Source organism: Coleofasciculus sp. D1-CHI-01 (assembly GCF_040218875.1).
In the GTDB taxonomy this organism is placed as follows: Bacteria; Cyanobacteriota; Cyanobacteriia; order Cyanobacteriales; family Coleofasciculaceae; genus Coleofasciculus.
Genome location: NZ_JAVJQP010000020.1, coordinates 1 through 26168, shown reverse-complemented (window position 1 = coordinate 26168; position 26168 = coordinate 1). Strand labels below are relative to the sequence as shown.

General features: G+C 46.8%; 14 protein-coding genes, 1 tRNA gene and 3 pseudogenes. 3 read left to right on the top strand and 15 right to left on the bottom strand.

Going from position 1 to position 26168, the window contains the following annotated elements; translation table 11 throughout:
• Positions 1-190 precede the first annotated feature (190 nt).
• From RIB93_RS03875 to RIB93_RS03865, 3 genes and pseudogenes are all read right to left on the bottom strand, one after another.
• Positions 191-580 (bottom strand): annotated as a pseudogene (locus RIB93_RS03875) (ATP-binding protein); the annotation flags it as partial.
• 113 nt (positions 581-693) lie between these two features.
• The gene (locus RIB93_RS03870; RefSeq protein ID WP_446370454.1) at positions 694-4302 is read right to left on the bottom strand and encodes a PAS domain-containing protein; all 3609 of its coding nucleotides are present in this window, start codon (positions 4300-4302) and stop codon (positions 694-696) included.
• Between the two features lie 812 nt (positions 4303-5114).
• Entirely contained in the window at positions 5115-12548 is a 7434-nt protein-coding gene (locus RIB93_RS03865) for a PAS domain S-box protein (RefSeq protein ID WP_446370452.1), read from the bottom strand.
• Positions 12549-12836: 288 nt separating this feature from the next.
• On the opposite strand from RIB93_RS03865, the gene RIB93_RS03860 reads away from it, so the two are divergent.
• Complete coding sequence (locus RIB93_RS03860) at positions 12837-13805, top strand: cation transporter (protein WP_446370450.1); 969 nt, start codon at positions 12837-12839, stop codon at positions 13803-13805.
• Positions 13806-14083: 278 nt separating this feature from the next.
• Here the strand turns inward: RIB93_RS03860 and RIB93_RS03855 are convergent, their stop codons facing one another.
• Together RIB93_RS03855 and RIB93_RS03850 are read right to left on the bottom strand one after the other, a co-directional pair.
• Positions 14084-14602 carry a hypothetical protein gene (locus tag RIB93_RS03855; RefSeq protein ID WP_446370448.1) on the bottom strand — a complete coding sequence of 173 codons (519 nt, stop codon included), beginning with the start codon at positions 14600-14602 and terminating at the stop codon, positions 14084-14086.
• Positions 14603-14671: 69 nt separating this feature from the next.
• A complete protein-coding gene (locus RIB93_RS03850; RefSeq protein WP_446370456.1) occupies positions 14672-17422 on the bottom strand; it encodes a valine--tRNA ligase in 2751 nt (916 codons plus the stop codon).
• 196 nt (positions 17423-17618) lie between these two features.
• Here RIB93_RS03850 and ilvN point away from each other — a divergent pair, with 196 nt between their 5' ends.
• Entirely contained in the window at positions 17619-18137 is a 519-nt protein-coding gene (ilvN, locus tag RIB93_RS03845; protein ID WP_006103562.1) for an acetolactate synthase small subunit, read from the top strand.
• Between the two features lie 83 nt (positions 18138-18220).
• Here the strand turns inward: ilvN and RIB93_RS03840 are convergent, their stop codons facing one another.
• Complete coding sequence (locus tag RIB93_RS03840; RefSeq protein ID WP_446370446.1) at positions 18221-19663, bottom strand: M23 family metallopeptidase; 1443 nt, start codon at positions 19661-19663, stop codon at positions 18221-18223.
• Positions 19664-19792: 129 nt separating this feature from the next.
• The gene (locus tag RIB93_RS03835) at positions 19793-20653 is read right to left on the bottom strand and encodes a biotin--[acetyl-CoA-carboxylase] ligase (protein ID WP_446370444.1); all 861 of its coding nucleotides are present in this window, start codon (positions 20651-20653) and stop codon (positions 19793-19795) included.
• 62 nt (positions 20654-20715) lie between these two features.
• Between RIB93_RS03835 and pgeF the strand changes: the two genes are divergently transcribed.
• Positions 20716-21528, top strand: coding sequence for a peptidoglycan editing factor PgeF (gene pgeF, locus RIB93_RS03830; protein ID WP_446370442.1), 813 nt, complete (start codon positions 20716-20718; stop codon positions 21526-21528).
• 77 nt (positions 21529-21605) lie between these two features.
• Here pgeF and RIB93_RS03825 read toward each other — a convergent pair whose 3' ends face one another.
• The 8 genes and pseudogenes from RIB93_RS03825 to RIB93_RS03790 all read right to left on the bottom strand — a co-directional run.
• Positions 21606-22406, bottom strand: a complete 801-nt coding sequence (locus RIB93_RS03825; RefSeq protein WP_446370440.1) for a TPM domain-containing protein — start codon at positions 22404-22406, stop codon at positions 21606-21608.
• A gap of 250 nt (positions 22407-22656) precedes the next feature.
• Positions 22657-23073 carry a hypothetical protein gene (locus tag RIB93_RS03820; protein WP_446370438.1) on the bottom strand — a complete coding sequence of 139 codons (417 nt, stop codon included), beginning with the start codon at positions 23071-23073 and terminating at the stop codon, positions 22657-22659.
• Positions 23021-23545: a DUF948 domain-containing protein gene (locus RIB93_RS03815; RefSeq protein ID WP_446370436.1), complete on the bottom strand. Its 525-nt coding sequence runs from the start codon at positions 23543-23545 to the stop codon at positions 23021-23023. The genes RIB93_RS03820 and RIB93_RS03815 overlap by 53 nt, the downstream gene beginning before the upstream one ends.
• A gap of 11 nt (positions 23546-23556) precedes the next feature.
• The gene (locus tag RIB93_RS03810; RefSeq protein ID WP_446370434.1) at positions 23557-23910 is read right to left on the bottom strand and encodes a YtxH domain-containing protein; all 354 of its coding nucleotides are present in this window, start codon (positions 23908-23910) and stop codon (positions 23557-23559) included.
• A 107-nt stretch (positions 23911-24017) separates the two neighbouring features.
• Positions 24018-24434: pseudogene (locus RIB93_RS03805) on the bottom strand (transposase); the annotation flags it as partial.
• A 223-nt stretch (positions 24435-24657) separates the two neighbouring features.
• A complete protein-coding gene (locus tag RIB93_RS03800; protein WP_446370432.1) occupies positions 24658-24993 on the bottom strand; it encodes a hypothetical protein in 336 nt (111 codons plus the stop codon).
• A gap of 117 nt (positions 24994-25110) precedes the next feature.
• Positions 25111-25183 (bottom strand) — tRNA-Phe (locus RIB93_RS03795).
• 304 nt (positions 25184-25487) lie between these two features.
• Positions 25488-26168, bottom strand: a pseudogene (locus RIB93_RS03790) (RNA-guided endonuclease InsQ/TnpB family protein); the annotation flags it as partial.

Here is a 26168-nt window from a genome sequence, read left to right as displayed (position 1 = left end):
TTGTGAATTGATGCAAGCGGGTCGCCCCTACAATGCTAATCCACCAATGAAGGTGTGCCACGCCAGTAGGGTGGGTTAGGCGGTACTCCGTTAAAAAAACGAACCCTTTAATCCTATATCCGCCGTAACCCACCAGGTTATACCAAATCCGGGTTAGCTACCCTCGTTATAACCTAGTCCGCGCAGGCGGACTTTGTTTGTGTAGCAGCGATTTCAATCGCTGGATACGCTGTCCGGGTTCAGCGGGGGACCATTCCGGTGGATGGAGTTCCCAGGGTAAATAGTCTTCGGCATTCTCGCGCCAACTGCCCAGCATGGCGTTTTCTGCGGCACCTGGATCATGGGGAAAGGCGGCTCCTACTTCTGCGGATACCATCACGGCGGTGTATTGTTCGCTGGCGGTTAACTGTTGGGCGAGGGCGAGCATAGTGGTGGTTTTGCCAGTTTGCCGGGGTGCATGGATGACAAAGTAGCCCTGCTGCTCAATTAGTGGGTCTAACTGGGGTAGCCGCGCTATGGGCGAGAGCATGTAGTGGATGTCGGCTTTGCACGGACCGGCGGTGTTAAACCATTTGGGCATGGGAGTTTTGAGGTTTGAGTAGGGGCGGGTTTATGGGCTTACATGTCGCTATTGATGATAACCTTTTTTCAAACCCGCCCTGACCGAGTTTTGATCGCTTTTATTGTCCCTACCTACTTAACGGGAAGTTCGATAATAAATTCTGAGCCTTTGCCTAAGTCAGACACACAGCTAATTTTACCCTGATGTTTTTCTACGATAATCTGGTGACTTATGGCTAACCCTAAACCCGTGCCACTCCCGACAGGTTTGGTGGTGAAAAACGGGTCAAAGATATGCTGATGCACGTTATCACTCATGCCAATTCCGTTATCGCGAATCCGAATAATTATGGATTGCTCCTGTGTACCTTCAGGTTCTCTATGATTAGATACTTCAGTGGTGATAGTAATCAATCGAGGTTCGGCTTGACAGTTTAAGGCTTCAATCGCATTATCAAAGATATTGATAAAGACTTGATTTAACTGACTGGCATAACAAATCACTTTGGGAAGTTGGCTATAGTGTTTAATCACTTGAATTTCTGGGCGATTGCCTTCAGCCCGGAGTAGATGCTGTAATATGAACAGGGTGTTATCAATGCCTTCATGGATATCTACAAGTTTTAACTGAGCTTCATCCAACTTAGAGAAGGATTTGAGCGATCGCACAATTTTCCCGATGCGTTCAATCCCCACTTCCATGGAGGTGAACAGCTTATCCCAATCCTCAACCAGAAACTCTAAATCGATCTCTTGACTCAGTTGTTCAATTGCGGCGCTGGGTTCAGGATAGGTTTGCTGATACAGGTGTACGAGTTTTAATAGGTCTTGGAAATAGTCACGGGCATAAGTAATATTGCCGTAGATAAAGTTGGCGGGATTGTTGATTTCATGGGCAACACCGCCAATCATCCGCCCTAAACTGGACATTTTCTCGGTTTGGATTAGTTGGGCTTGGGTACGTTTTAATTCTTTCAGGGTGTCTTGAAGCGCCTTGGCTTTTTTCCGTTCGCGGGTTTCTGATTTCTGCAATTCTAATTCGATTTGTTTGCGATCGCTAATATCGCGGTGAGTACCTGTCATCCGCACGGGTGAACCGTTTTCATCGTTGGCGACGACTTTCCCGTAGTTGGAAATCCATTTATAGTCCCCGGATTGGGTTTGAAGTCGATAGTCTAATTGGTAGGGGATGGAATGATCGTGTAAATGCGCCTGCAACAGTTCCATCACCCCCGGTTTATCGTCGGGATGGATTAGGTTTTCCCAAGTCTTAATATGTCCTGATATTTCATCACAATCATAACCCAGCATATCGAACCAGTGACGGGACAAATACACCTCTCCAGTGTTGACATTCCAATCCCATAACCCATCTCCTGATGCGTCTAACGCCAGTTGTAAGCGTTCTTCACTTTGGTGTAAGGCGGCTTGCGATCGCGTCCGTTCGATGGCAATTTTGGCAAGGTAGAGAATTTGATCAATTAAGTCTTGATCCAGAGTCGTGGCGGTTTGCGGTTGGTGATAATACCCGGCAAATGTGCCTAAAATGCTGCCATCACTGCATAAAATGGGGACAGACCAACAGGCTCGCAACCCATGAGCTAAGGCTAAGTCTTTATAATTTGCCCATAACGGATCAGTAGCAATATCGTTGACAATAACCGTTTCTTGGCGATACGCCGCCGTACCACAGGAACCGACACCCTCACCAATTTCCACACCATCGATCGCTTGATTATACGCATCAGGTAAACTCGGTGCTGCACCTAAGCGCAGTTTCCCCTGTTCATCGACTAAGAGAAAGGAACAGCGCATTTGCCCAGATCGTTCCTCAACGAATTGGGCTAAGGCTGCCAAAATATCCGGTAGGGGCGCATCGGAAGCAATCTGTTTCAGGAGATCATTTTGCTGTTCTAGCACCATTTGGGCTTGCTTGCGTTCTGTTATATCCAGAACGGTTCCCATTAGTTTAATTACCTGATTTTGGGCATTCAGGACAGGTTTACCTCGACCTTCTAGATAGCGAACTTCACCATCGGGACGAATAATTCGATATTCAATCGTATAGGATTGAGGCGTCTTGATCGCGTTTTTCACCTGTTGGGTAAATAAAGGGCGATCATCGGGATGAATCCAAGTCAGATGTTGCTTATAGGTGAGGGGGTTTGGGTTAGGTTCTAGCCCATAAATTCGGAAGAGTTCCGTTGAGCCAATAATCTCCCCCGTCAGCCGATTAGACTCCCAACTACCAACAGATGCAATTTTCTGGGCTTCGGTGAGTCTGGCTTCAGACAGGCGCAGGTTGGCTTCGGCTGTTTTGCGATCGCTAATATCAATCGCAGCACCTAGGGTTTGTCGGGTTGTCCCGTCTGCATCCTGTTTAAACACGGTTTCTCGGCAAAATAACCAACGCCATTCCCCGTTTTTGTGGCGCATCCGGTACTCTAACTCAAAGACTTCCCCCACGTTGGCATATTTAATTCGTTGTGCATGATCCGAGAGGATAGCAAAATCATTGGGATGCATCAGCAGCGAGAGAACCTGGTTCCCCATTTCCTGGATTTCTGCGGGGGTATAGCCTAAAATTTCATGGATTTCCCGGTTGGCGTAAATATTGCGCCTTTCTACCCAATCATGAATGTAGATAATATTGGGATTGGCATCATTAATTGCCTGTAGCCAGCGCTGAGAGTCTTGCAGGGCTTGATCCAGTTGCTGGCGTTCAATTCCCACCGCGATTTCGTGAGCAATCGAGGCGAGGGTATCCAGAGTTGTTAGGGGTAAGGGATGACGGGCGAACATTGCCATAACCCCCACCAGTTCATTGTTTACGATCAGGGGATAACCAGCAAAGGATACCATTCCTTCCCGTCGCGCCCAGTCTGGATCAGTGATTTGAGGATCATTGAGGATATCATTGGTGAGGTGGGGTTGGCGTTGACTGGCGATGCGACCTAGTTTTGAGTTACTCAGAGGTACTTTGGCATGAGCGCCATTAATATGAGTGTACAATCCCGCCGAGGCTTGTAACTCTAAAATATTGTCTTGGGAATTCAGCGTCCAAATTCGGGCAAAGGCGACATCTAGGTGTTGAACAAAAGCCTGAGTACAGCGAAACAGCATCGCGGGTAACTCACTTTCCTGACTCAATGCAAATCCGATATCTGAACGCAAAGCTAAGCGCCGCGCATGTTCGGCTAACTCGGCTTCGGCTTGTTTGCGATCGCGAATTTCTTGGTGCAACTGGGCGTTTTGTTCTTGGAGTTGCTGGGTTAACAATTTGAGATGTAGGTGAATTTTAACCCGGGCTAACACTTCATCCAGTTGAATCGGTTTGCTAATATAGTCAACCGCCCCTAAGGATAACCCTTTGACTTTTGCCTGAGAATTCGACGTATCCACCGCCGCCGTCATAAAAATAACTGGGATATCTTTGGTTTTCTCCCACCCCTTCAGATGACGACAGGTTTCAAAGCCATCCATTTCTGGCATCATCACATCCAGTAAGATCAGAGCGGGATTCAGTTTCTCTAATAGTTTCAGCCCTTGCTCACCACTTTTAGCAATCCGCACCTCAAAGCCGGAATCTCTCAAGAAATCCGAAACCAGTTTCAGATTCTCTGGCGTATCATCGATAACCAGAATTTGTGCATATCCTTGAGAATTCTGCATCTCCCCCCAGACGTTCGTCAACTCGTTTGGGGAATCTGGATTTAACTGAGAATTTGGATAAAGTGACATTTTAGCTTAGTTTCCCTTGCCCGGTAATGCTATTCTATTCGCTGGACACGGGATGGGGTAGATAAGGAGTCTAGTTTTACTCAAAATTTAACTTAGCTAGCATCAGTGAAACGATCTTCAGTTTCCCGATTACTCTGTCGCCGTTTTTATCTAGCTCAACGCTATACTAAACCTATCAAAAAGCCGATCAGGTAAAGAGGGCGGGTTTTGTCTGTTCCATTATCTCAGACGATCAACATTGCCAGATAGGGTAGGGAGGGCGGGTTTTGTTTGTTCCATTATCTCAGACGATCAACATTGCCAGATAGGGTAAAGAGGGCGGGTTTTGTTTGTTCCATTATCTCAGACGATCAACATTGCCAGATAGGGTAAAGAGGGCGGGTTTTGTTTGTTCCATTATCTCAGACGATCAACATTGCCAGATAGGGTAGGGAGGGCGGGTTTTGTTTGTTCCATTATCTCAGACTATCAACATTGCCAGATAGGGTAAAGAGGGCGGGTTTTGTCTGTTCCATTATCTCAGACTATCAACATTGCCAGATAGGGTAGGGAGGGCGGGTTTTGTTTGTTCCATTATCTCAGACTATCAACATTGCCAGATAGGGTAGGGAGGGCGGGTTTTGTTTGTTCCATTATCTCAGACTATCAACATTGATCCCTAAACCCGCCCCTACATTTAACTATTCTGTAAATTTATACCTGTTTGCTATAACAGTTTAGAGGAAACAGGGAACAGGAAATAGGGGCAGTAGGGGCGCAAAGACTTGCGCCCGATTTCATCAAACAAAGGACATAATACAAAATACCAATCCCTAATCGCCAAAACAATTATCCAATAACTCAACAATTTTATCATAGTCAAACTGAGCCGCCATTTCCAACACTTCAAGGGCAAAGGGAATATAATCTGGATTAATATCTTGCAGTCGCATCGTTTCCTCCTCAACCCCAGCGACATCCCCCATACTCGCCGCTTCATAGAGAACCGTTAACTCCTCCTGAGTCGGAATTACGCGATCGCCTGATTCTAAATAGGAGTTGGCGGGGTCAGCGTTCTCTTGATAAACCCAGGATACATTTAGATACACTTGAACTTTCTGTAACAACTCTGCTGTGGCAATTGGCTTAGTCATAAAATCAGTACAGCCAGCATCCAAACTCTCCACTCGGTTATTGGCAAAAGCGTTAGCAGAGACTGCAACAATGGGTGTTGATTTAAACTCAGGATTTTGGCGTAATTGTTGCGTCATTTGATGTCCATTCATCACAGGCATGACAATATCAACGAGAATCAAATCCGGTTGCCATTCCCTCACTTTGTCTAATCCCTCTTGTCCATTCGCGGCTTCTTGGATTTCAAAGCCAATGGGTTCTAAAATACTTCTAAGAACCGCACAATTTTCCCAGCGATCATCCACAATCAAGATTTTGCGTTGATCACCCGTATACCCCACAACTGTCTCCAGGGGTTTTGCTGGAATAAACTTGGCTGAAGAAGAGACTTCCGGTAAATCCACCTCAAACCAGAATTTACTGCCTACGCCGGGATGACTTTCAACCCGAATTTGGCTTCCCATCAAGGCGATGAGTTTCTTAGTAATTGCTAATCCTAATCCGGTGCCTTCATGGTGACGAGAAGTTTCCTTAATTTGCTCGAAAGGTAAGAATATTTTCTCTAAGTCTTCGGCACTCATGCCAATTCCCGTATCTTCAACCTGGAAGCGGGTTTTGTCATTTGTCATTTGTCCTTGGTCATTTGTCATTTGTCCTTTGTGAATTATATTTACTGTAAAAGTGACAGTCCCTGTATCGGTGAATTTAACCGCATTAGAAAGCAGGTTCATTAAGATTTGACGGAGACGCTTTTCATCCCCATGAACGATTTGTGGCACAGGTGTGGGAGGATTATAGATAAAATTAATATCTTTTTGAATGGATTTGAGGTGAAAGATTTCACAGAGTCCGACGAGGAATGAGGGAAAATGAAAGTCTTCGGGATAGAGTTCCAGTTTTCCAGCTTCTACTTTCGATAAGTCTAAAATATCGTTAATTAGGGTGAGTAAGTGTTCACCGCACTGGTGAATAATCTCAATTCCGTCTTTTTGTTTTTGGGTTAAGTTGGGATTGGGTTTAAGAATTTGAGCATAGCCTAAAATACCATTTAAGGGGGTGCGAAGTTCATGACTCATTGAGGCTAAAAATGCACTTTTAGCGCGATTCGCGGCTTCAGCGGCATCTTTGGCTTGGGCTAATTCGATCTCGGTTTTCTTGAGTTCAGTAATATCAATTTCAATCCCATCCCAAACCGTTCGTCCATCGGCTAAACGACGAGGTGCAGAACGCAGATAAGACCATTGAATATCACCCGTTAGTTTTCGCTTCCGCATCTGCATTTCAAATACTGACAGATTAAGTCGCGATTCTTCGGTGAGTTGCTGATTAAGCAAGCGATCTTCTTCAAAAATTAGATTATGTAGAACAGAGGCATCCTGAAGAATCACCTCCGGTTTAATTCCGAATAAGCGTTCAATCCCAGCAGTGATATAGGAGAAGTAAATCTTGCCATTGGGTTCGTGAACGAGTTGATAAATTATACCATTGGGTAGATTATCGGCTAGAGTACGCAATTGGTATTCGCGCTCTTGTATGGCTAATTCTGCCTGTTTGCGTTCGGTGATATCTTTACCAATTCCCACTGTAGAACCATCGGGTAAGCGAATATTTGCCCAAGTAATGTCTAGAATTTCGCCCCGGCGGGTTTGAGTCTGAAAGTCTTGCCAAGTGCCATCGGCTTTGAGCATAAACTCTAACACTGAGGTGCGATAGTCTGGGTCAGGATAAATCTCTGCCATAATATCAATATCTCGCATTTCTGCCAGTGACCATCCCAATGTTTGCTCCAATGCTGGGTTAATAAGTTGTACCTCAACTTCCTCATTATAGAAGCACAATAGGATTGGAATAGAATCAAAAATTGTCTGGAGAATTTCTTTTTGCTGACTCAATGCCAATTCAGCCTGTTTGCGATCGCTAATGTCTCGGAGAATGGCGGTACAGATAATTTCGCCATTGATATCCAGCTTAGAAATGGAGGCTTCCATGGGAAACTCTGTCCCATCCTGGCGGCGACCAAAAATTTCATTGCGTTCTCCCATTTGTCGCGCTACACCTGGCGATTCGGCAAAATTAGTAACATGTTGGCGGTGAATTGTAGCGGCGCGATGGGGTAAGAGTAAATCTAGAGATTGACCTAATATTTGATCTGCCTTGTAGCCAAACATTTGTTCTGCACCCTGATTGAATAGGATAATCCGTTGTTCACTATCCACGGAAATAATCCCATCTTTGGCAATTTCTAGAATCCCGGCAAATCGCGCTTGAGAGGCGGCTAGAGCCAGTTCAGCTTGTTTGCGATCGCTAATATTTCGGGTGAGGGCAATCACTTCAGTTTGATTCAGGGGAACCATTCGCGCCTCGAAGTATTGTTCCCCATGAGATAGGGGTAAGGAATACTCGATAGTCACTAGGGATTCAGTTGTCAAAACTTGCTGAATCGCGGCATAGAGTTTTGTTCCCGCCGTCGTCTGTAATACATCTTGAATTTTATGGTTAACAAATGAGTCCGGTGATGTATATAACTCCTTATAGTTTTTGGTGCGAAAATCCAGAATCGTGCCATCCGCCGCCAGCCGAAATAGGATATCCGGAAAGGCATCAAAAATCGCTTGCATTTCCTGGTTGGTTTGCCGCAATTGGGTTTCAATTTGTTTCAATTCGGTGAGATTTCGACAATTGACGACAACGCCGAAAATCTGCTGATTGGCATCCAGATAAGGAATATAGGTGACGCTGATAAACTCCCGTTTCCCTCCCGGATAGTCAAACCATTCTTGATAGTTTATGGTTTCCCCCGCCAGACAGCGATCTAAATTGGGTTTAATTACCTGTACAAACACGTCCTCTCCCAGCAAATCACTCACCGAATGACCAACAATTTCGTTATATTGTTTTTGGTTCCAATCCAAATAGGCTTGATTGATAATCTGATAGGTGTAATCCCGATCAACCAAGGAAATGGCATCAGTTGTTGATGACACAATCCGTTCATGGCGTCGCAAGGCGTCTTCGGCTTCTTTGAGTTCAGTGATATCTTGAGAGGTTCCCAAGATCTTAATCACCTGGTTATTTTCATCCCGTTCAAATACTACTTCCCGTGACAGTAACCAACACCACGAGCCATTTTTGTGGCGAAATCGACTCTCGGTGGTTAATATATCGCTATCGGTAGCCGTTTGCCAAAAGTTCAGGTTGCGCTCAATTAACGGCAAGTCATCGGGATGTAAGGTGTCTAGGAAAAACTGTATTCCTCGTCCGACAATTTCTGCGGGAGTGTAACCCAATATATCCAGAGACTGTTGATTAATATAGAGATCGGTTTCCGCCGTGGGGTCAAACAGGTAAAGCAGTTGTGGCGAAGCATTAATGATTTTCTCAATAAACCGTTGATTTTCCTTAAGTTGGAGTTCAACCTGTTTGCGATCGCTAATATTAAAGCTGGTGCCAATTAGTCGATAAATGCGCGAGTTGCTGTCTTTCAGCGGGGTTAAATTACTAATCCACCAAGAATCTTTTCCGTTAATCTGCAGCGAATGTTCATAGGTAATTTTCTCTCCCGCCGCCAGACAGCGACGATACCGTTGACACACCGCCTCGGCAATGTCTGGTGTTAATACCTCTTGTAGCGTTTTCCCTTTTATTTCTAAGTTGCGAAGACCGGACATCCGTTCATGGGTGGGATTAATGCTAACATAGCGAAACTCACCGTTTTCCAGAACGTCAACGATAAAGACAGCCGCTTCAATGCCTTCGTAAATACTGCGTAAAAACGCTTCACTTTCTCGTAAGGCTTCCTCCGTTTGCTTCCGTTCCGTGATATCCTGGACGACAACCATTCCGGCAATAATCTCTCCCGCCTCATTCCGCACCGCCCGCGTTTGCAGCAGTTGAATCCGATGTCGATAGGGCATTTCTAGGCTTTTTTCTATCCCCGCTAAAGCCTCACGATACAAGGGTTCAACTAAAGCACATTCTTGCTCAGATAACGCCTCCCAAATCGTTTTTCCTTCTAAGACATTCCGACTATATCCTGAGCCTGAGCGACCTAATCCTTGACCATCTGCCACTAAATAACGGAGATCCTGATCAAATAAGAAAATTGCCCCATTGGGAAAATGTTTTGCCATAGTACGGTAGAGTTGTTCACTATAGCGTAGGGCGTCTTCGGCTTGTTTCCGTTCGGTAATATCTTCAACCAAGCCAACAAACCGCAACAGTTCTCCCGCCTCATTCCGCACCACCGAAATATCAGCAGTAATCCAGTGTTGTTCACCATTAGGTCGAAGAATCCGATACTCCCGCTTCACCGAATGTCCTTGAAACTGTTGGCTAATAGAATCGAGAACCAAGGAACGATCCTCGGGATGTACCGCCTCTATCCAGGATTCTGGGTGTTGATATAGACTTTCACAAGAACGTCCCCAAATCGTTTCGTAGGCGGGACTGACGTAGAGAAACTGACCAGAATTGGCGGAGCGAACAAAGAAGAACTGACTTACGGTTTTGGCAATTTCTTGGAAGCGGTTCTCGCTCCTGATTAAGGCTTGTTCAAACTGCTGGCGCTCAGTGATATTTTGGGTGACAACCATCCCAGCGATGATGGTTCCTGCATCATTTCTCACCGCCGTACTCTGACACAAATAGGTGAACCCTTCAAAGCTAATTTCTTGAGTCTGCTCAACTCCGGCTAACGCCGCATGATAGAGTGGCTCAACCCTGGCACAATTGTCTGGCGGTAAAACCTCCCAGAGGGTTTTCCCACGCAAGGCTTCCCCGCGATGTCCGGCTTCTGTCAACGCCTGACCATCCGCCACCAGATAGCGTAGGTTATGGTCAAATAGGAACATGGCTCCATTGGGGAAGTTCCTAGCCATGGCGCGGTACAGGTATTCACTGGTGCACAGAGCGTCTTCAACCTGTTTGCGATCGCTAATATCCCGTGCTACCCAAATTACTGCCTGATCAGACAAAGGCGCAATGGAGATAGTAAACCACTTATCCTGATTATCGAGGTTTAAATTATAGTCAAAATAAAGGGGTTGCTGGCTATCCAGTACCTCTTGCACTTGAGCAAACCAAGAGTCCTCATGGTCTTGAAAAAATTGCTCGATAATCACATTCAACAGGTGACTATCTTCCGGGAATAAGTAGGTTCGCTTGGTCGGTGCAACTTCGATATTTTTATGAGCATCAATAATCAGAATAATATCGTTAATGGCTTCAAAAATTGTCCGAATTTGTTGTTCAGAACTATACAGCTTACCTTCGAGTAACTGACGTTCCGCGATTTCTCGTTGTAATCGGGCGTTGGCTTCCCTTAATTCAGCCGTTCGTTGAGCAACGTTGGCTTCTAGATTTTGATGGTAATTCCGTTGGAGTGCCTCGGCTCGCTTGCGTTCGGTGATATCCGCAAACGCCGCGATCGCGCCAATAATTGTCCCCATTTGATCCAATAGTGGTGTTCCATAAACTTCTAAGGGAACAATCTGATCCGATTGATGAATTTCTATGTCTTCTATCCTCGTCTGTTCCCCGTTAATGGCGCGAACCACGGGCAGATTTTCGACCGGATACAATTGATCTGTTTCACTTTGATAAACCTGATACGTTACAGCTAATTCCTCAGTTTTGGCGTCGGGTAATGTCTCGATTCCCAGTAACTCTTTTGACCTTTCATTCGCATACGTCAATTGTCCGGTAACATCATGAACCGATATCCCTATCGGTATTGCTTCCAGAATTTGAGTCAATCGGCTTTCACTTTGAGTTAAGGCTTGATTGGAGGATTGAAGTTGAGTAAAATACTGGTGTAGTTGCGCTGCCATTGTCTGGAATGATTCTGCCAGTTGACCGACTTCATCCCCCCGGTTAATCGGGATGGATTGCTGCCATTCTCCCCGCGCGATCGCGTCAGCGGCTCTATTTAACTGGAGAATCGGTTTCGTCACCCAGCGAGCGGTACTAATTCCCAGCACAATAGACAGGATTAATGCTGCCACACACAATGCGATCGTGGTGCGTGTATTGGCATAAATTTCTGCCATAAAGTCCGATTCCGGAACAACGGTAACAATTAACCAGTTCAACCCAGATTGCTCCTGGATGGGGTTAATTTGCAGGAAATAGCGATTGTCGTTAAATGTAAACTTAAACTTTTGGTCTTGCTTAATTTCAGACCAATGATTAACCTGATTCAATAGAATCTTGACGGAGGCTTGAGTCAGGGGATTCCTACTATTTTGAGCAGGTAGCCGCCAATCTTGAGGATTTAAGTTCTTGAGATAATCTGACTCTAAATCTGGCTTAAAGGGGATTTCACCCGTAGAACTAGCAACAAGTTCTCCTTTTTGATTAACAATGAAAACTTGACCAGTTTTTCCTACCTCCACACCCTCTATAAATTCAGCCAACTCAGGCACAAAAAGGGTAGCCGCTACAACCCCTTGAAAATCTCCCTCTGAGTTATCAAAGGGTAAAAAATTAACCATCATTAATAAAGGTTGATCAACGCCCTGGGATAAACTAACAACGGGACGCCAAATTTCTTGACCTGCCTGTTTTGTCGCTGGATACCAAGCCTCACCCTCAGGTGGATCATTGTGGGGATCATAGTCAGTCATACTCTTGATTCGTTTTAGTCGCGTTCCCTGAAGATTGGCAGCATACTTGTGAAAGGCATATTTTGTCGATTTATCAAGAACACGAATTATTAAAGAATCACTTGCCAATGAATTTGCTACAGCCAGAAATTCTTTTTCCTCAGTAGCAATTGCCATACTACTCACCGTGCCATAAATTTGCAGTTGCTGGGCGAAGTAGCGTTCTAATCCGGAAAAGTTTTTCCAGTCTACAACCCCGGTATGAATAGCAGCAGCAAGGTTTTGAGTAACCTGGTGAGGACTCTCTAGATAATGGTACACATTTTGTTCGACGCGCTCGTCCACCTCATCGATTAACTGATAGGCTAAGTTGTCAACTGTCTTTTGACCATTACGATAGGAAAGATATCCAACCAATCCCACCGTTCCCACAATTTGCAGGACAAACGGAACAATAATAACGGTTCTCAGAGGCAGGTTTCCGGCAACATTAGCTAGGAATGATTTTAGGGATTGACTAGGATGTAGCATACTTTGTCATTTGTCATTTGTCATTTGTCATTTGTGATAATTGAATGGTTAGGTCGGGGCGGGTTTAGTTATATCCGGGTGAAATCAAAATGTTAGTGGTAAAACCCGCCCCTACATAGGGCTTGCTGAATACAATAGACGTTCTATAGCGCTCCCCCTGCTCCCCCTGCTCCCCCTGCTCCCCCTGCTCCCCCATCTCCCCCATCTCTGGCAATCTTGGCGAAAGAAGGCACAGATTGGGCTTACTATTGGGTAGTTGCCCCTGTTGGGTTCACTACCTTCTGACACATGACTGAAGGATCACATCGTATTCAGACGAGTCGCCTGATATTATTTACAACGCTTTGGCTAACCTTATTTATATTATCGGTTAAAGTTTCTGCGGCTTGGGCGACGCGATCGCTAAGTCTTATGGCAGAATCGATGCAGACGTTATTGGTTAGCTTCAGTACCCTGCTGAATTTATATAAGCTAATCGCCCATGAGCATCCCATCCGGCGATCGGTGTATGGTCATGGTAAGTGGGAAACCCTGATCCTATTCTTACTGATTGGCTTTCTGGGGTTTACCGGATTAAATGTCTGGGGAATGTCAGCGCAACAATTATTGAACCAACCCTCAGATGAGTGGTTGACGTTTCCGGTGCGAGTAAGTTTACCCCTGATTCAATTACTCGCCGTTGTGATCATTACCAGTTTAGGATTGGCATTAGTTGGACGGTATCAAGGGAAACAACTCAGAAGTGCTGCCTTAGGGTTTAATGCTCGACAACTGTTGTTGGATGTTTGCCTGACTCTTGTGGTACTCCTGGGACTTTTGGGCGTCGAGGCGGGTTGGGTTTGGCTGGATGTGGTGTTAGCCATTGTCTTGGTTCCCGTGGCGGTGAGGAATTGCTGGCAAGTGATCAACTGGCAATTTCCCCTACTGGTTGAGCAAACCGCGATCGCTCCCGAAATTCTAGCGCAAATTGCTCATCAAGTTGGTGGAATTACTCACTGTTATCATATTCAGTCACGGGGAATTGTCGGGCGTTATGTGTATATTCAAATGCACCTAATCATTCATCCTGAATTTGCTGGCGTAACCTCTGTACTGGTGGAACGAATTAAGGGCATGATTGAGGAAGAATATGGTCCGGTGCAGGTGACGTTTTATATTGATGATGATTTTACGGTTGCGGCAAATCGTCATCGTTCAGGGTTTATGTCCAATCAGAATCCTGATAATCAAAATAATCCTGAGTTCGGGGATTGGTGATTTGTCGTGCGTTAAGCGAAGCCATGCCGCAGGCTTTGCATCTTGCTCGCTACTAATACCCAATTTAAATGCATGACAGCTTATCATTTGCGATAATTGAACGGTTAGGTTGGGGCGGGTTTAGTTACATCAGGGTGAAAACGAAATGTTAGTAGTAAAACCCGCCCCTACAAAAGATGTTTCATCGGAACGCCTCTTTTCCCCCAGCTTCCAGACGTAGCATGCTACGTCTCTACATTGCTTCCCCTGCTCCCTCTGCTCCCTCTGCTCCCTCTGCTTCACCCATCTCCCTCATCTTCCTCATCTTCCTCATCGTCTTCATCCGGAAGAGTAATATTATACTTTTCTAATTGCTCCTGTAACTTAACCTCCCGTTCTTCCATTTGTTGCTGTTGGAGTTTTAATTCAATTTCCAAGGCTTGAATATTTTCGCGACGGGCTTCCATTTCAGCACGCTGACGAGTTAAATCTTGACTTTGTAACGTCAAATCTTGTCGCCATTGTTCGGTGCGGGTTACTTCTTCCTGTAAGAACATGGGCGTAATTCCGATAGTTAGGTATCGGTGGACGAAGTTTAATACCCACTCCTTGGCAGATTGAATATCCTGAACCTCTTGATTGTCAGAAATGTTTACCAACACTAACGATCCTTGATGAATGGAGTTCGCACCATCTAGCGAAATGCTTTCTGGTGGATTAATGACTGCCCAGCAATCATCCGATTCTTGACGAGCTAGCAATTCGAGTTTAATGCTGCCGTCGTTGTCATTTTTCTGCACTTCACCCAGATGTAGCATAGCCTGTTAGTTGTTGGTCGTTAATGAGCAAGGAATTGATTTTCACGAAAGAATAATTTATCATCAGTTTTAAAGTCGCTTGAGGCGATCGCGCAAAATTTCGGCTTGATGCAGAGACTCACTCAATGCATCCTTGGCACCCTGGACAATAGGGGTGGGGGCTTTATTGACAAAGTTTGGATTCGCCAAACGACTAGACAGAGATTTGACTTCAGCATCGATTTTACTGAGGTCTTTTTCTAACTTAGCGCGAAGTGTTTCAACATCGACTAAACCGGCTAGAGGAATAATTACTTGAACCGTACCCGTTACCCCTGCCATCGTGTTTTTCAATTCTTCGGTTAAGGCTGGCACAATCGTCAAGGTATCAACTTTGCCTAAGTCTTGTAGATAAGATTCACCCTTCTGTAAAATCTCCCGTTCATTCGGATTTTCGCTTTGCAAAATCACCGGGGCTTTTGTCTTGGGTTTAACCCCTGCTTCAGCACGCAAGTTACGGATAGTGCGGATTGCACCAATGAGTAACTCGAACTGCTTTTCTAGGTCTTGATTGATGGGAAATGCACCAGGTTCGGTTTCCTGGGGTAACGCCGGATAGGGTTGTAGCGCTAAAGACTCGTCTGTCTTTTGAGTTAAAGTATGCCAGATTTCTTCGGTAATGTGCGGCATAAACGGATGCAACAGTTTCAGGATACCATCAAGAATGTATGCCAGGGTTTGCTGGGCGATTTGCCGCGATTGGGTTCCCTGCTGTCGCAGGCGTTGTTTAACCAGTTCAATATACCAGTCACAAAAGTCACCCCAGATAAAGTCATAGAGTCCCTTGGCGGCTTCTCCTAAACCGTACTGTTCGAGATCCTGACGGGTTTGAGTAACGACTTGATAAAAGCGGGAGAGAATCCAGCGATCGCATAATTCTAATGTATCCCGTTCCTGTGCCAATGGCGAACCCAAGGCTTGAGGCGATTTACCATCCAGATTCATCATCACAAACCGCGCCGCATTCCACAGTTTATTGGCAAAGTTGCGCGAGGCTTCTACGGATGCCGATTCATCGGTTTGGCGATTATACTCTAAACGAATATCTTGACCTGCACCGGCGACTTCCCGGATTAAGGTATAGCGCAGCGCATCAGTACCATATTTCTCGATTAGGATGAGTGGATCAATACCATTATTTGCCGACTTGGACATCTTTTTGTTATTTTCATCCCGGACTAAACCATGGATATAAACGGTTTGGAATGGCATTTGATCGGTAAAATATTCTCCCATCATCGTCATCCGGGCAACCCAGAAAAAGATGATATCAAAGCCTGTAACTAATACGGTGGTAGGATAGTACGTCTCTAAATCTGCTGTCTGTTGGGGCCAGCCCATGGTGGAGAAGGGCCACAAGCCGGAGGAAAACCAAGTGTCGAGAACGTCGGGATCTTGAATTAGTTTGACAGATTCGCCAAATTGTGCTGTTGCTTTTTCTAAGGCTTCGGCTTCACTATGAGCCACGATAAAGGGAGTATGATCGGTAATTTGTCCCCCGGTTTCACTAACCGCATACCAAGCGGGAATTTGATGTCCCCACCAGAGTTGGCGAGAAATACACCAGTCTTCTAGTTTAACTAACCAGTCTCGGTAAACTTTTGTCCAGCGATCGGGGACAAAATTGGGGGAGTTATGCTGATCCAGCGATTCCAAGGCTTTATCCGCCAGGGGACGAATCTTGACGAACCATTGGGTGGATAATAGGGGTTCAACCGGGACTTTACCGCGATCGCTATAGGGAACCGTATGATGGTAGTCTTCTACCTTAACCAGGCATCCATCCGCTTCGAGGCGCTGCACCACATTTTTCCGTGCCACAAATCGGTCTTGTCCTTGAAACTCGCCCGCATTTTCATTCAGCGTGCCATCTTTATTCAGAATAGTAATGAAGGGCAAGTCATGGCGTTTGCCCATCTCAAAGTCATTGGGATCATGGGCAGGTGTCACTTTGACGCAGCCTGTCCCGAAGCTAGGGTCAACTAACTCATCCCCAATCACCGGAATCTCTCGCCCCATAATCGGCAAGGTCAAGGTTTTGCCAATTAAATGCTGATAGCGTTCATCGTTGGGATTAACCGCCACTGCTGTATCTCCCAGCATGGTTTCCGGGCGAGTTGTCGCCACTTCCACTGACCCCTTTCCCTCAGTCAGGGGATAACGAAAATGCCACAGATGACCATTAACTTCCTTATTTTCCACCTCCAAATCCGAAACCGCCGACTGTGACTGGGGACACCAATTCACCATATATTCACCCCGGTAAATCAGTCCGGCGTCATAGAGTTGGACAAAGGCTTCCAGCACAGCATTAGACAAGCCTTCGTCCATCGTGAACCGTTCCCGCGACCAATCCACCGACACACCCAAGCGACGCAATTGGTTAACAATCCAACCCCCTGATTCTTCCTTCCATTGCCAAGCGCGATTCAGATAGGTGTCCCGTCCTACATCTTGACGAGTTTTGCCTTCGGCTTTCAGTTGCCGATCTAAGATTGTGGACACGGCAATACTGGCATGGTCAGTCCCCGGAACCCACAGCGTATTAAACCCCTTCATCCGGTTGTAGCGGACTAGGATATCCATAATGGTTTGTCCCAAGGCGTGACCCATGTGCAGGCTACCTGTGACATTGGGCGGTGGAATCACCATGGAATAGGGTTCACCACCTTGTTCTGGGTGGGCTTGAAAGACGCCCTGTTCTTCCCAGAACTGCTGCCATTTGGCTTCGGTCGTGGTGGGATCATATTGAGTGGGTAGGGAGGGAGTGGTTGCTGTCATGGAAATCTTGGGTTTTACGTTTAATTTTGCCATACCCGACGACGGGGTTTGGGTTTCACCGGGCTTAAAGTCAAAAAATAGATTAATTAAGTCTTGTTATTTTTTCAGACCACGGTAAGATATATAAGCCTCATACCAAGACACGATTATAAAGAAGGAAGAGGCAATTGCCTTTGTGCCACTTTGGGGTTAGCTGATGAAACACACCCTTTCCGTTTTAGTTGAAGATGAAGCTGGCGTCTTAACTCGCATCGCTGGTTTATTTGCCCGTCGCGGCTTCAATATTGAAAGTCTCGCCGTAGGTCCTGCGGAAAAAGTTGGGATTTCCCGGATTACGATGGTAGTGCCTGGGGATGAGCGATCGATTGAGCAACTCACCAAGCAACTCTACAAGTTGATCAATGTGATCAAGGTTCAAGAGATTACCACGACTCCTTGTGTGGAACGGGAATTAATGTTGATTAAAGTTAACGGCACCAGTTCCACGCGATCGGAGATTATTGAACTTGCCCAAGTATTCCGGGCGCGGGTGGTCGATATTGCCGAAGATTCCCTAACCATTGAAGTTGTGGGAGACCCGGGAAAAATGGTCGCGATCGTCCAGATTTTGAGCAAGTTTGGACTTCGGGAAGTCGCCCGGACAGGTAAAATTGCCCTGATCCGCGAATCCGGTGTCAATACCGAATATCTCAAGTCCCTGGAAGCCAAAGTATAGCTGAAAACCAGAACACCCACTCAGTCATTGAAAAATCGGAACAGGTAGAGACGTAGCATGCTACGTCTCTACCTATAATTAGCTTACGAATCCGGTTGCTCGATCGCCTGTGCCACCTGCAACGCATCAATCAGTTGAGCCATAGCATATTCTAAATGAGCGCCAGCATCAACTGCCACCCAACCATCAGTGGTTTGATGACGCCATTCAAAGTGAAGATGGGGACCGGTGGAAAATCCGGTGCTACCAACCAGCCCAATCACATTACCCTGATCCACCGATTCACCCGGTTGCACAAAAACTTCTGACAGGTGAGCATAGCGGCTTTCCTGAGTCCCTTCCTCATGGCGCAAAATCACCGTTAGTCCATAGCCACCTAAGTAATCAGCCGTAGCCACCTCACCAGGAGCCACCGCCAAAACGGGTGTCCCCGTCGGGGCGGCGATATCTGTACCCGCATGGAAACGAGATGTTCCGGTAATCGGATGGGTGCGCCACCCGAATACGGAGCTAATTGCCGACGGAATGGTTAAGGGGAAAATAAAGCTGGCATTACCGACGATAGTACGTCCCTGGGGTCGGTTGGAAAAATTATAGTAAGTCAGACCCGTGGGAGTGGTTTTGGATGATGCCGTTGGGGATAGAGAGGAGACGGGAGGACGGCGAGTATACTGCCGTCCCCCAGAATTGCCAGACACGGCAACCCGTTGAACTGACCGGACTGGGCGTCCCACACTGGCATTGACCGCAACTGGAGGTGTAGGGAGTCGAGTTCCGGCTGCTGTTGCTCTTTGGGGTTGAGGCGGTTGCGGTTGAACCTGTCCGGCGTTAGCCGTTCGGCGTGTTGGCGTCGCTTGACCTCCACAACTCCCACTCGTCAATCGTCCATTGCGCGACACGGTTTGACAACCAGTTGACCGCTCAGTCACAACCACAGTGGGTTTTTCCGTTCCCCGTGTTGCCCCCAGACTGTAGTTGGTCGGATCAATATAGCTATTATTCGGCGCGGCTGGGGATTGAGTCGCCGTCTGAGCCGGGGAAGGATTAACAATAACCTTCGGAGGTTTGGCTAAGGTAGCGGGAGCCGGGATGGAGAGACTCGGCGGATTTAGTCTCGGTTTTGCCGCTGGAGGTGTCGCCACTCTGGGTGTTGGTGCAGCCGGAGCCGGCGCTGGAGGCTTACTAACCGTAACCGGTGCAGGAGCAGCAGGTTTAGGCGCAGGAGCCGGGGGTCGATAAGCAGGTTTAGGCGCAGGGGCTGGGGCTGGCGGTGCAACAATAGCTTGTGGCGCAGCAGGTTTAGGCTGGGCGGGAGGTGCTGGGGGCGGCGGGGTAAATTTAATCGCTGGGGGAGCAGGCGGTGCGGCTGGGGCTACGCCTGTGTCGATTGGTGCATCGGTTTGAGCAACAACCAAACCACTACTGAGAACACCGAGTCCTCCCATCACACTGATGCCCTGCTTCAGCCAGGGATACCGATAAAATACGCCCGTTGGGGTGGAATTGGCGACGGTTTGTTTATTCATTTGGGACTCACTCCTCATGGCTCACTCTCAATCTAATATTGAGTAAAAATTTTTAGTCAATTTAAGGGAATTTAATTAGGCAAGAACACTGATTCCGTAATCCAAACAACTCATATTTAACATTTGGACTCAAGGCACCTCTTGAGAATAACCCAGACTAATTGTACCGGGCTTGAGGTGAATTTCGGGACGGATGGCGGCGTCAGCATTTGCATCCGTTGCCTGTGCTGAGTTTACGCTAACTCTTAGATCACCCGTTGACGTGACGCCTTTGATGATGCCAGGATTTCCGTTAACCTGAATCGAGACTCCCTGATGAAACAGTAACCTTTGATAGGACAACCGTAAATTATCAATGCCTGATTCTAACCCGTAGTGGTATCCCGATCGCAATCCCTGGATCACGATTGCGGCTAACAGTTCTAGGGAGGTTACGGATGGACTCATGGGTTGAGTCGCAAAAAAGGATTGTAAATTAATCCCTGTTTCTGGCACAGGATTGCTCCAGTTAATGCCTACCCCAATCACCGTTTTAGTAATTTGCCCCTGAGACAGTCGAGTTTCGGTGAGAATACCCCCCAACTTATAACCCAACAACAGCAGGTCATTGTGCCATTTAATCAGGACAGGAATACCATAGCATCTCAACGCTGTAGCAATACCCCAAGCGCTGCACATAGTTAGCTGGGCGCTATTGGATGCTTCCACATTCGTGGTTAAAGCCAACGATAAGTATAGCCCACCCTGCTCCGATTGCCATTGCCGTCCCCACTGTCCTCGTCCAGCCGTCTGTTGAGCCGCGATAACAATGGTAGGAGGTGGGGTTCCTCTGTCTAGTAATTCCCAGAGGGTTTGATTGGTAGAGGATAGGCTCTCAAATAAATAGATAGCAAGCTCCCCGATATCTTGAAGTCCTGGGAGTCTAGAGTCGGATAGCTGTTGTGTGACTGTTTGCAGGGCTATTTCCAGAGCTTGTTGATTAAGTACCACTACCGCTTAAAGATTAGCTAAGCTAGCCTATTGTACTGCTGACCTTGCCTTGATGGAATACCATGAACAATGAACAAAAATCAATGCATACGTGGCACTGGCAAACGTGGGACAATTTACCGTATCTAACCTGTAGTCTTCTAGAATCTTGGCATCACGGCTTCTTCACCTCAGCTTTCTCACCCCGTACCCCTGACCAAATTGTAGAAGCCCTACAGCCTGAAGCGAATGTTTATCGGGTGCGCCAAGTTCATGGGAATACTGTCCTCACACCCTCTGAAATTGTGGGTTCACTCAGTCAAAAGCAGACTCAGACACCGGAAAAACCTGCGGCTGATGGTATCTTCACTGAACACCCCCAGGAAGCTGTCTGGGTTTGCACGGCTGACTGTACGCCTGTGCTGATTGGCGATGAACAAACGGGACGAGTCGCGGCTATTCATGCAGGATGGCGAGGAACAGCGGCTCGAATTGTGCCAAATACGATCGCGCGATTCCTAGAAACCGGTAGCCGCCTCGACAATCTGAGGGTTGCCATGGGACCTGCGATCGCGCCAGACGTGTATCAAGTTTCGGAAACTGTCGCCATAGAAGTCGGTTCTAGCATTATCCCTACAGATAAAACAGATACTTCTGAATCGATTTTGGCTGAATTACAGCAGCTTACCTCTCCCCCAATTTTCGATGATCCCCATCCAGGGCGAGTACGTTTAGATGTACGGCGGGTAAACGCTATACAACTCGAACAACTCGGCTTACAGGATGAACAAGTCGCGATCGCGCCTCACTGTACCTATCAGCAACCGGAGTATTTTTTCTCCTATCGCCGCACTCAGCAAAAAAAGGTGCAGTGGTCAGGAATTGTCAGCAAATGAACCTGCAATCTGCTGTAATACTGTAGGGGCGCATAGACGTGCGCCCTTACTGGAAAAAACAAAGGACTAATGACCAATTACATTTCCGACGCTGTCGTTTGACCAATGAACGGTGACAGGTAAGCCACTAACGCCCCTAGCGCAAACGCCAATACATTCCGAAATAAAGGCAACCATTCAGCCGTCCGAGTGACAACAGGACCGATTCCGAAAGCAATGAAGAGAATACCCCACAAAGGAGAAAAGATTAACGCCCATTGCCAAGCCACAAGTTGTCCATCTTTGCGAGGAATCGCGGCAAATCCCAAAACGACACCACCCACTAAAGAGGTAATCAGGGTGAGAATCCACTGTTCTTGAGGCAAGCCCGGAACAACGTTACATCCACCCTTATTTAGGCAAGTTTTAACGGTGTCTAACGCTTGGACAATTGCTTGGTTTTCCCCATTGTCACGCACAAAGTAGAGATTACCAAAGCGTGTCTGTAACTCTACCCAAAAGGTACGGGGTAGAAATTGATATAAATCGTCGCCCACATTAAAGCCCAAGAGATTACCGCCGCGTGGGTCAGCAATCAATAAAACGCTTTTATCATTGAGTCCCCAGTAATCGCGAACGGCTAAACCGGGTGTACGGTCATATTGGGTTAATACCCGCAGCTTCCAGCCTGTTTGTGCCTCAAAGGTTTCTATGTCTTGAATTAAGGCTTCTTCCTGAAGCTGGGGGAGCAGGTTCGCCAAGTCAATAATGGGCGTCTGGGTTTCCGGGAGTAGATCGGGGTTGTTATAAGCCTGAGCGGATGGTGCGATCGCCCAAACAGAGCTAGCCAGACAAAACGCCACCAAGATTACCAAAAATCGTTTAAAAAGATCCAGCATTGCGATACACAGAACAATGGACAGGGGTTAAATATCTTAAACGGGAGATAAGGTTAGGTTAAGGTACAAGTTTCTTTACACTTGTTTACTTTACTCTAATATTTTGGATTTGTCATTCGTCATTCGTCATTCGTCATTCGTCATTTGTCATTCGTCATTCGTCATTCGTCATTTGTCATTCGTCATTTGTGATAATTGAACGGTTAGGTCAGGGCGGGTTTTGCAGCCAAGCAAAGGAAAACCATCAATATTAGTCCCTAAACCCGCCCCTACACACAGATACACCATGGTACGTTTCTACCCAGACTGTCCCCATCTCCCCCATCTCCCTCATCTCCCCCATCTCCCCCATCTCCCCCATCTCCCTCATCTCCCCCATCTCCCTCATCTCCCCCATCTCCCTCATCTCCCTCATCTCCCCCATCTCCCCCATCTCCCCCATCTCCCCCATCTCCCCCATCTCCCCCATCTCCCCCATCTCCCCCATCTCCCCCATCTCCCTCATCTCCCCCATCTCCCTCATCTCCCTCATCTCCCCCATCTCACCCATCTCCCCCATCTTCCCCATCTCCCTCATCTCCCCCATCTCCCTCATCTCCCCCATCTTCCCCATCTCACCCATCACCCCCCTGCCGAGAAACAGGAGCATTATCCTGAATCTCCTCATATCTCTTATACTCTTGTTCAACCGTATCCGGATCTGTCTCCTGTTGTTGCAAATCAAGAGCCTTACGTTCAGAGGGGGGTAAACGATCAAGGGAACGACGACTAGCCCCAGGGTTTCTCCAGGTTTTCCAAGCCGCTTTCACACCCGCAACAACGCTACGACTGCTGACTTGGGCTTGTTTCGCCTGATTTTTCGCACCTTTAATACTTTGATCAACTTGTTGCACGACTTGACCCGCGCTTTTAACGCCTTCATTCATATCGTTGCTCAAGTCACTAATTTCTAAACCCGTCAGACGAATCGACTCTAAAGTAGGCGGTAATTCCCGCCGCAGCGTATCTGCCAACTTTTCCACACTACGGGCTGCCCGTGCTAATTCTTGCAGCGCGGGTAATGCTGCCACTAAAACAGCCGTTAAGCTAACCGCGACTAATAAAATAGAGAGTCCGAGCCAAAATAGAGGATCAATCACCGACCGGTTGCCTACACTTGATGATCAGAAACGGACGCGGGTGATTCAGTCGCCACGCCAGATTGAGACGAGTTTAGTTCGTCTCGTGTCTTGGCGGAAGCCTCTTGTCCCGCCGCGATCGCGTCTCGTAGTCGGGTCAAGGTTCCATCCCAGTTGCGTAGGGCTGATTCGGAAAGGCGATCGGCTTGTAGTTGTACAGTTGTTGATAGATCTTCGGCTAAATCCGGTAAGGCATCTGTAGATTTTTTCAACAACCGTCGCGTATCCCGCCCTGAACGCGGGGCAATCAGCAATCCGGTGAGGGTGCCAATCACACCCCCCACAACTAAACCCCCAATAAATACTCCAGCACTCTTTTTTGACATCGTTTGGTCTCTATCCTTACGCCAATTTTAGACAGATTTGCCCAGAGAATTTGATGAGAAATCCGTGAAGACTCTGCTCAAGAACGCCAATGTCAGCCAGCTTGTGTTCTGGACTGCGGTTTTGCTCCCTTGCGGTACTTCTTTGACTTCTTGCGATTAGCTCGATTGAGTTGTCTTTCCGATTTGCGGTAAAACTTGGGTGACTCCTCTGTGTGACCGTTGGAATCAGCCAGGAAGTATTTGATCCCTAGGTCTAAGCCAATGGCTCTCCCCGTTGGTTGGGTCTTTATCCGCACATCGACTTTAACCGCAAACTGTGCGTAGTAACCATCGGCACGTCGAACTAATCGCACTCGCTTAATTTGGTCAAGCTGGTAAAAGTTCAGGTCGTATTTGCTGGCACCTTCGTTGTCCATCCAGTATCGTAAGCATTTGTTTCGGACAAACTGAGAAGTCTGAATCGCCTCATCAATGGCTGCGTATTGAGTTGGTTTGGCTTTTACCTTGAACTCAAAAACTATCATAATCTTGTTTTTGCTTAGGCTGGTTATTTTAGCATAAAAACAGAAAATTGTACTAGACTCACAACTAAAATTGCTTGGCTAGACGACTCGCTCGGTTTCATCCCCCGTTTGAAACACAGGGGTTTTCACCTTCGCTACGCTATATATGGAGGGCAATTGGCTTGACTTCTCCTGGGCATAAATGACCGAGGATTCTAAAAGGATACTCCGGAACGGGTAAGGTTCAGAGTTGGGAGCGTTCGGCAGGCGATCGCTTTCCCCGACGGCGTCGCCTAGACTGATAGGTCTTTTGAATAAAGCCCAACACCATCAAGACTCGCTGTACTCGTTGTAACTGAAACTCTAAATGCTGATAGCGTTTTTTTAATCCGTGAACACCGAGTTGCCCTCTAGAGATGGCTTGGGGAGCGCCATGTAAAACCCTATATGTACTTTGTTCAGCCCTAGCGACAATATCAGCCGCCGCTGCTAGCACCCGTCGTAATTTCCAAATCCGCCACGCCAGATAAAAACAAAATAGCGAGATTAGCAGATTTAAAATGACAACAACGGTGATCATGTTTAGCGATCAGGCAATGAACTGATAGCATCGATATCAAATAGATGCAAAACGAAAAAGCTACAGGAGACTAACTGTTCCTGCCTTAATTAATTCAATAGAATCAGCTTTCAGGAATGCCAGGAGGCGGACTTGAACCGCCGACACGGGGATTTTCAGTCCCCTGCTCTACCGACTGAGCTATCCCGGCTTGTTATCCTTGCGCCTTAACTAAGGTAGCAAACTTAACCAGGTGTTGGCAAGCCCGATCAGGAATAAATGTGATTTAACCTACCCTGTTGTTAGCTCGTTTAATAGTTAAGGGATTCTGATTATATACCAATAGCTGACAATTAAGCAACTAGATTGGTCTGCGTCTCAAATCTCCTATATCGCCAGTCCAGGCACATTTCTATAACACTATTTAGTGTAATTGTCAAGAAATAGATGCAGCTAACTGATTCCGGTTAAACGCCGATTATAGGTAATGAACTACAGCGACTTACTTCGTTGATGACGTTTAACTGCTCACCACCGATTAGGCTATTACCGCTAACTATCTCGCTGGTTGTTTTGTGCAGCCAGTCTTCTCGTTGTCGGGATATCTTACCCTGAAGCTCAGAAATCCGCTTTTGTTCTTTTTTCCATCGTCTCGATCCCTTAACTTTTTTGTTCCTATTAGGTGGTCTTTTGCGTCTTAACCGCTTTGAGGCTACCTTAACTTTTTTGTGTCCCTCTTTAATAAAATCGGGTTTAGCAATTTTCTCGCCAGTTGAAAGCGTTACCGCGTCTTTACAGCCAAGGTCGATTCCGATTGAACCCGTACCTGTTTGACGGGTTGGGTTGCACTGTACGGTGATTGACGCATACCACAAACCATTCCTGAAAAAGATTGTGCAAGTCGTTGGCGTTCCCCAAGTTCTAGCTTGTCCCCGCATCTGGATCTTTAGATCGAGGTCTCTCAGTTCTAAGTAACCGTTAAGTCCGTTAGATAAAGCCTTCCAGCGTTGCTTATTCGGATATGTCCAGCCGCTATATCGCCGCTTCGCTTTAAACTTAGGATACTTACCTAATCCTTGGAAAAATCGCTTATAGGCAAAATCAACCCGCTTTAAGGTAGCTTGTAACGTATGGGAACCTAATTCAGCATACTCAATCCAAACCTTTTTAAACTCAGGTAAACAGTTCTGTTGTTC

Bases quoted from the DNA above. Each gene is read 5' to 3' on its own strand.
- RIB93_RS03860 (WP_446370450.1), top strand. From the start codon at position 12,837: ATGACTGAAGGATCACATCGTATTCAGACGAGTCGCCTGATATTATTT.
- RIB93_RS03820 (WP_446370438.1), bottom strand. From the start codon at position 23,073: ATGAGGAGATTCAGGATAATGCTCCTGTTTCTCGGCAGGGGGGTGATG.
- RIB93_RS03855 (WP_446370448.1), bottom strand. From the start codon at position 14,602: ATGCTACATCTGGGTGAAGTGCAGAAAAATGACAACGACGGCAGCATT.
- ilvN (WP_006103562.1), top strand. From the start codon at position 17,619: ATGAAACACACCCTTTCCGTTTTAGTTGAAGATGAAGCTGGCGTCTTA.
- RIB93_RS03850 (WP_446370456.1), bottom strand. From the start codon at position 17,422: ATGACAGCAACCACTCCCTCCCTACCCACTCAATATGATCCCACCACG.
- RIB93_RS03840 (WP_446370446.1), bottom strand. From the start codon at position 19,663: ATGAATAAACAAACCGTCGCCAATTCCACCCCAACGGGCGTATTTTAT.
- RIB93_RS03825 (WP_446370440.1), bottom strand. From the start codon at position 22,406: ATGCTGGATCTTTTTAAACGATTTTTGGTAATCTTGGTGGCGTTTTGT.
- RIB93_RS03870 (WP_446370454.1), bottom strand. From the start codon at position 4,302: ATGTCACTTTATCCAAATTCTCAGTTAAATCCAGATTCCCCAAACGAG.
- RIB93_RS03865 (WP_446370452.1), bottom strand. From the start codon at position 12,548: ATGCTACATCCTAGTCAATCCCTAAAATCATTCCTAGCTAATGTTGCC.
- RIB93_RS03800 (WP_446370432.1), bottom strand. From the start codon at position 24,993: ATGATCACCGTTGTTGTCATTTTAAATCTGCTAATCTCGCTATTTTGT.
- pgeF (WP_446370442.1), top strand. From the start codon at position 20,716: ATGAACAATGAACAAAAATCAATGCATACGTGGCACTGGCAAACGTGG.
- RIB93_RS03810 (WP_446370434.1), bottom strand. From the start codon at position 23,910: ATGTCAAAAAAGAGTGCTGGAGTATTTATTGGGGGTTTAGTTGTGGGG.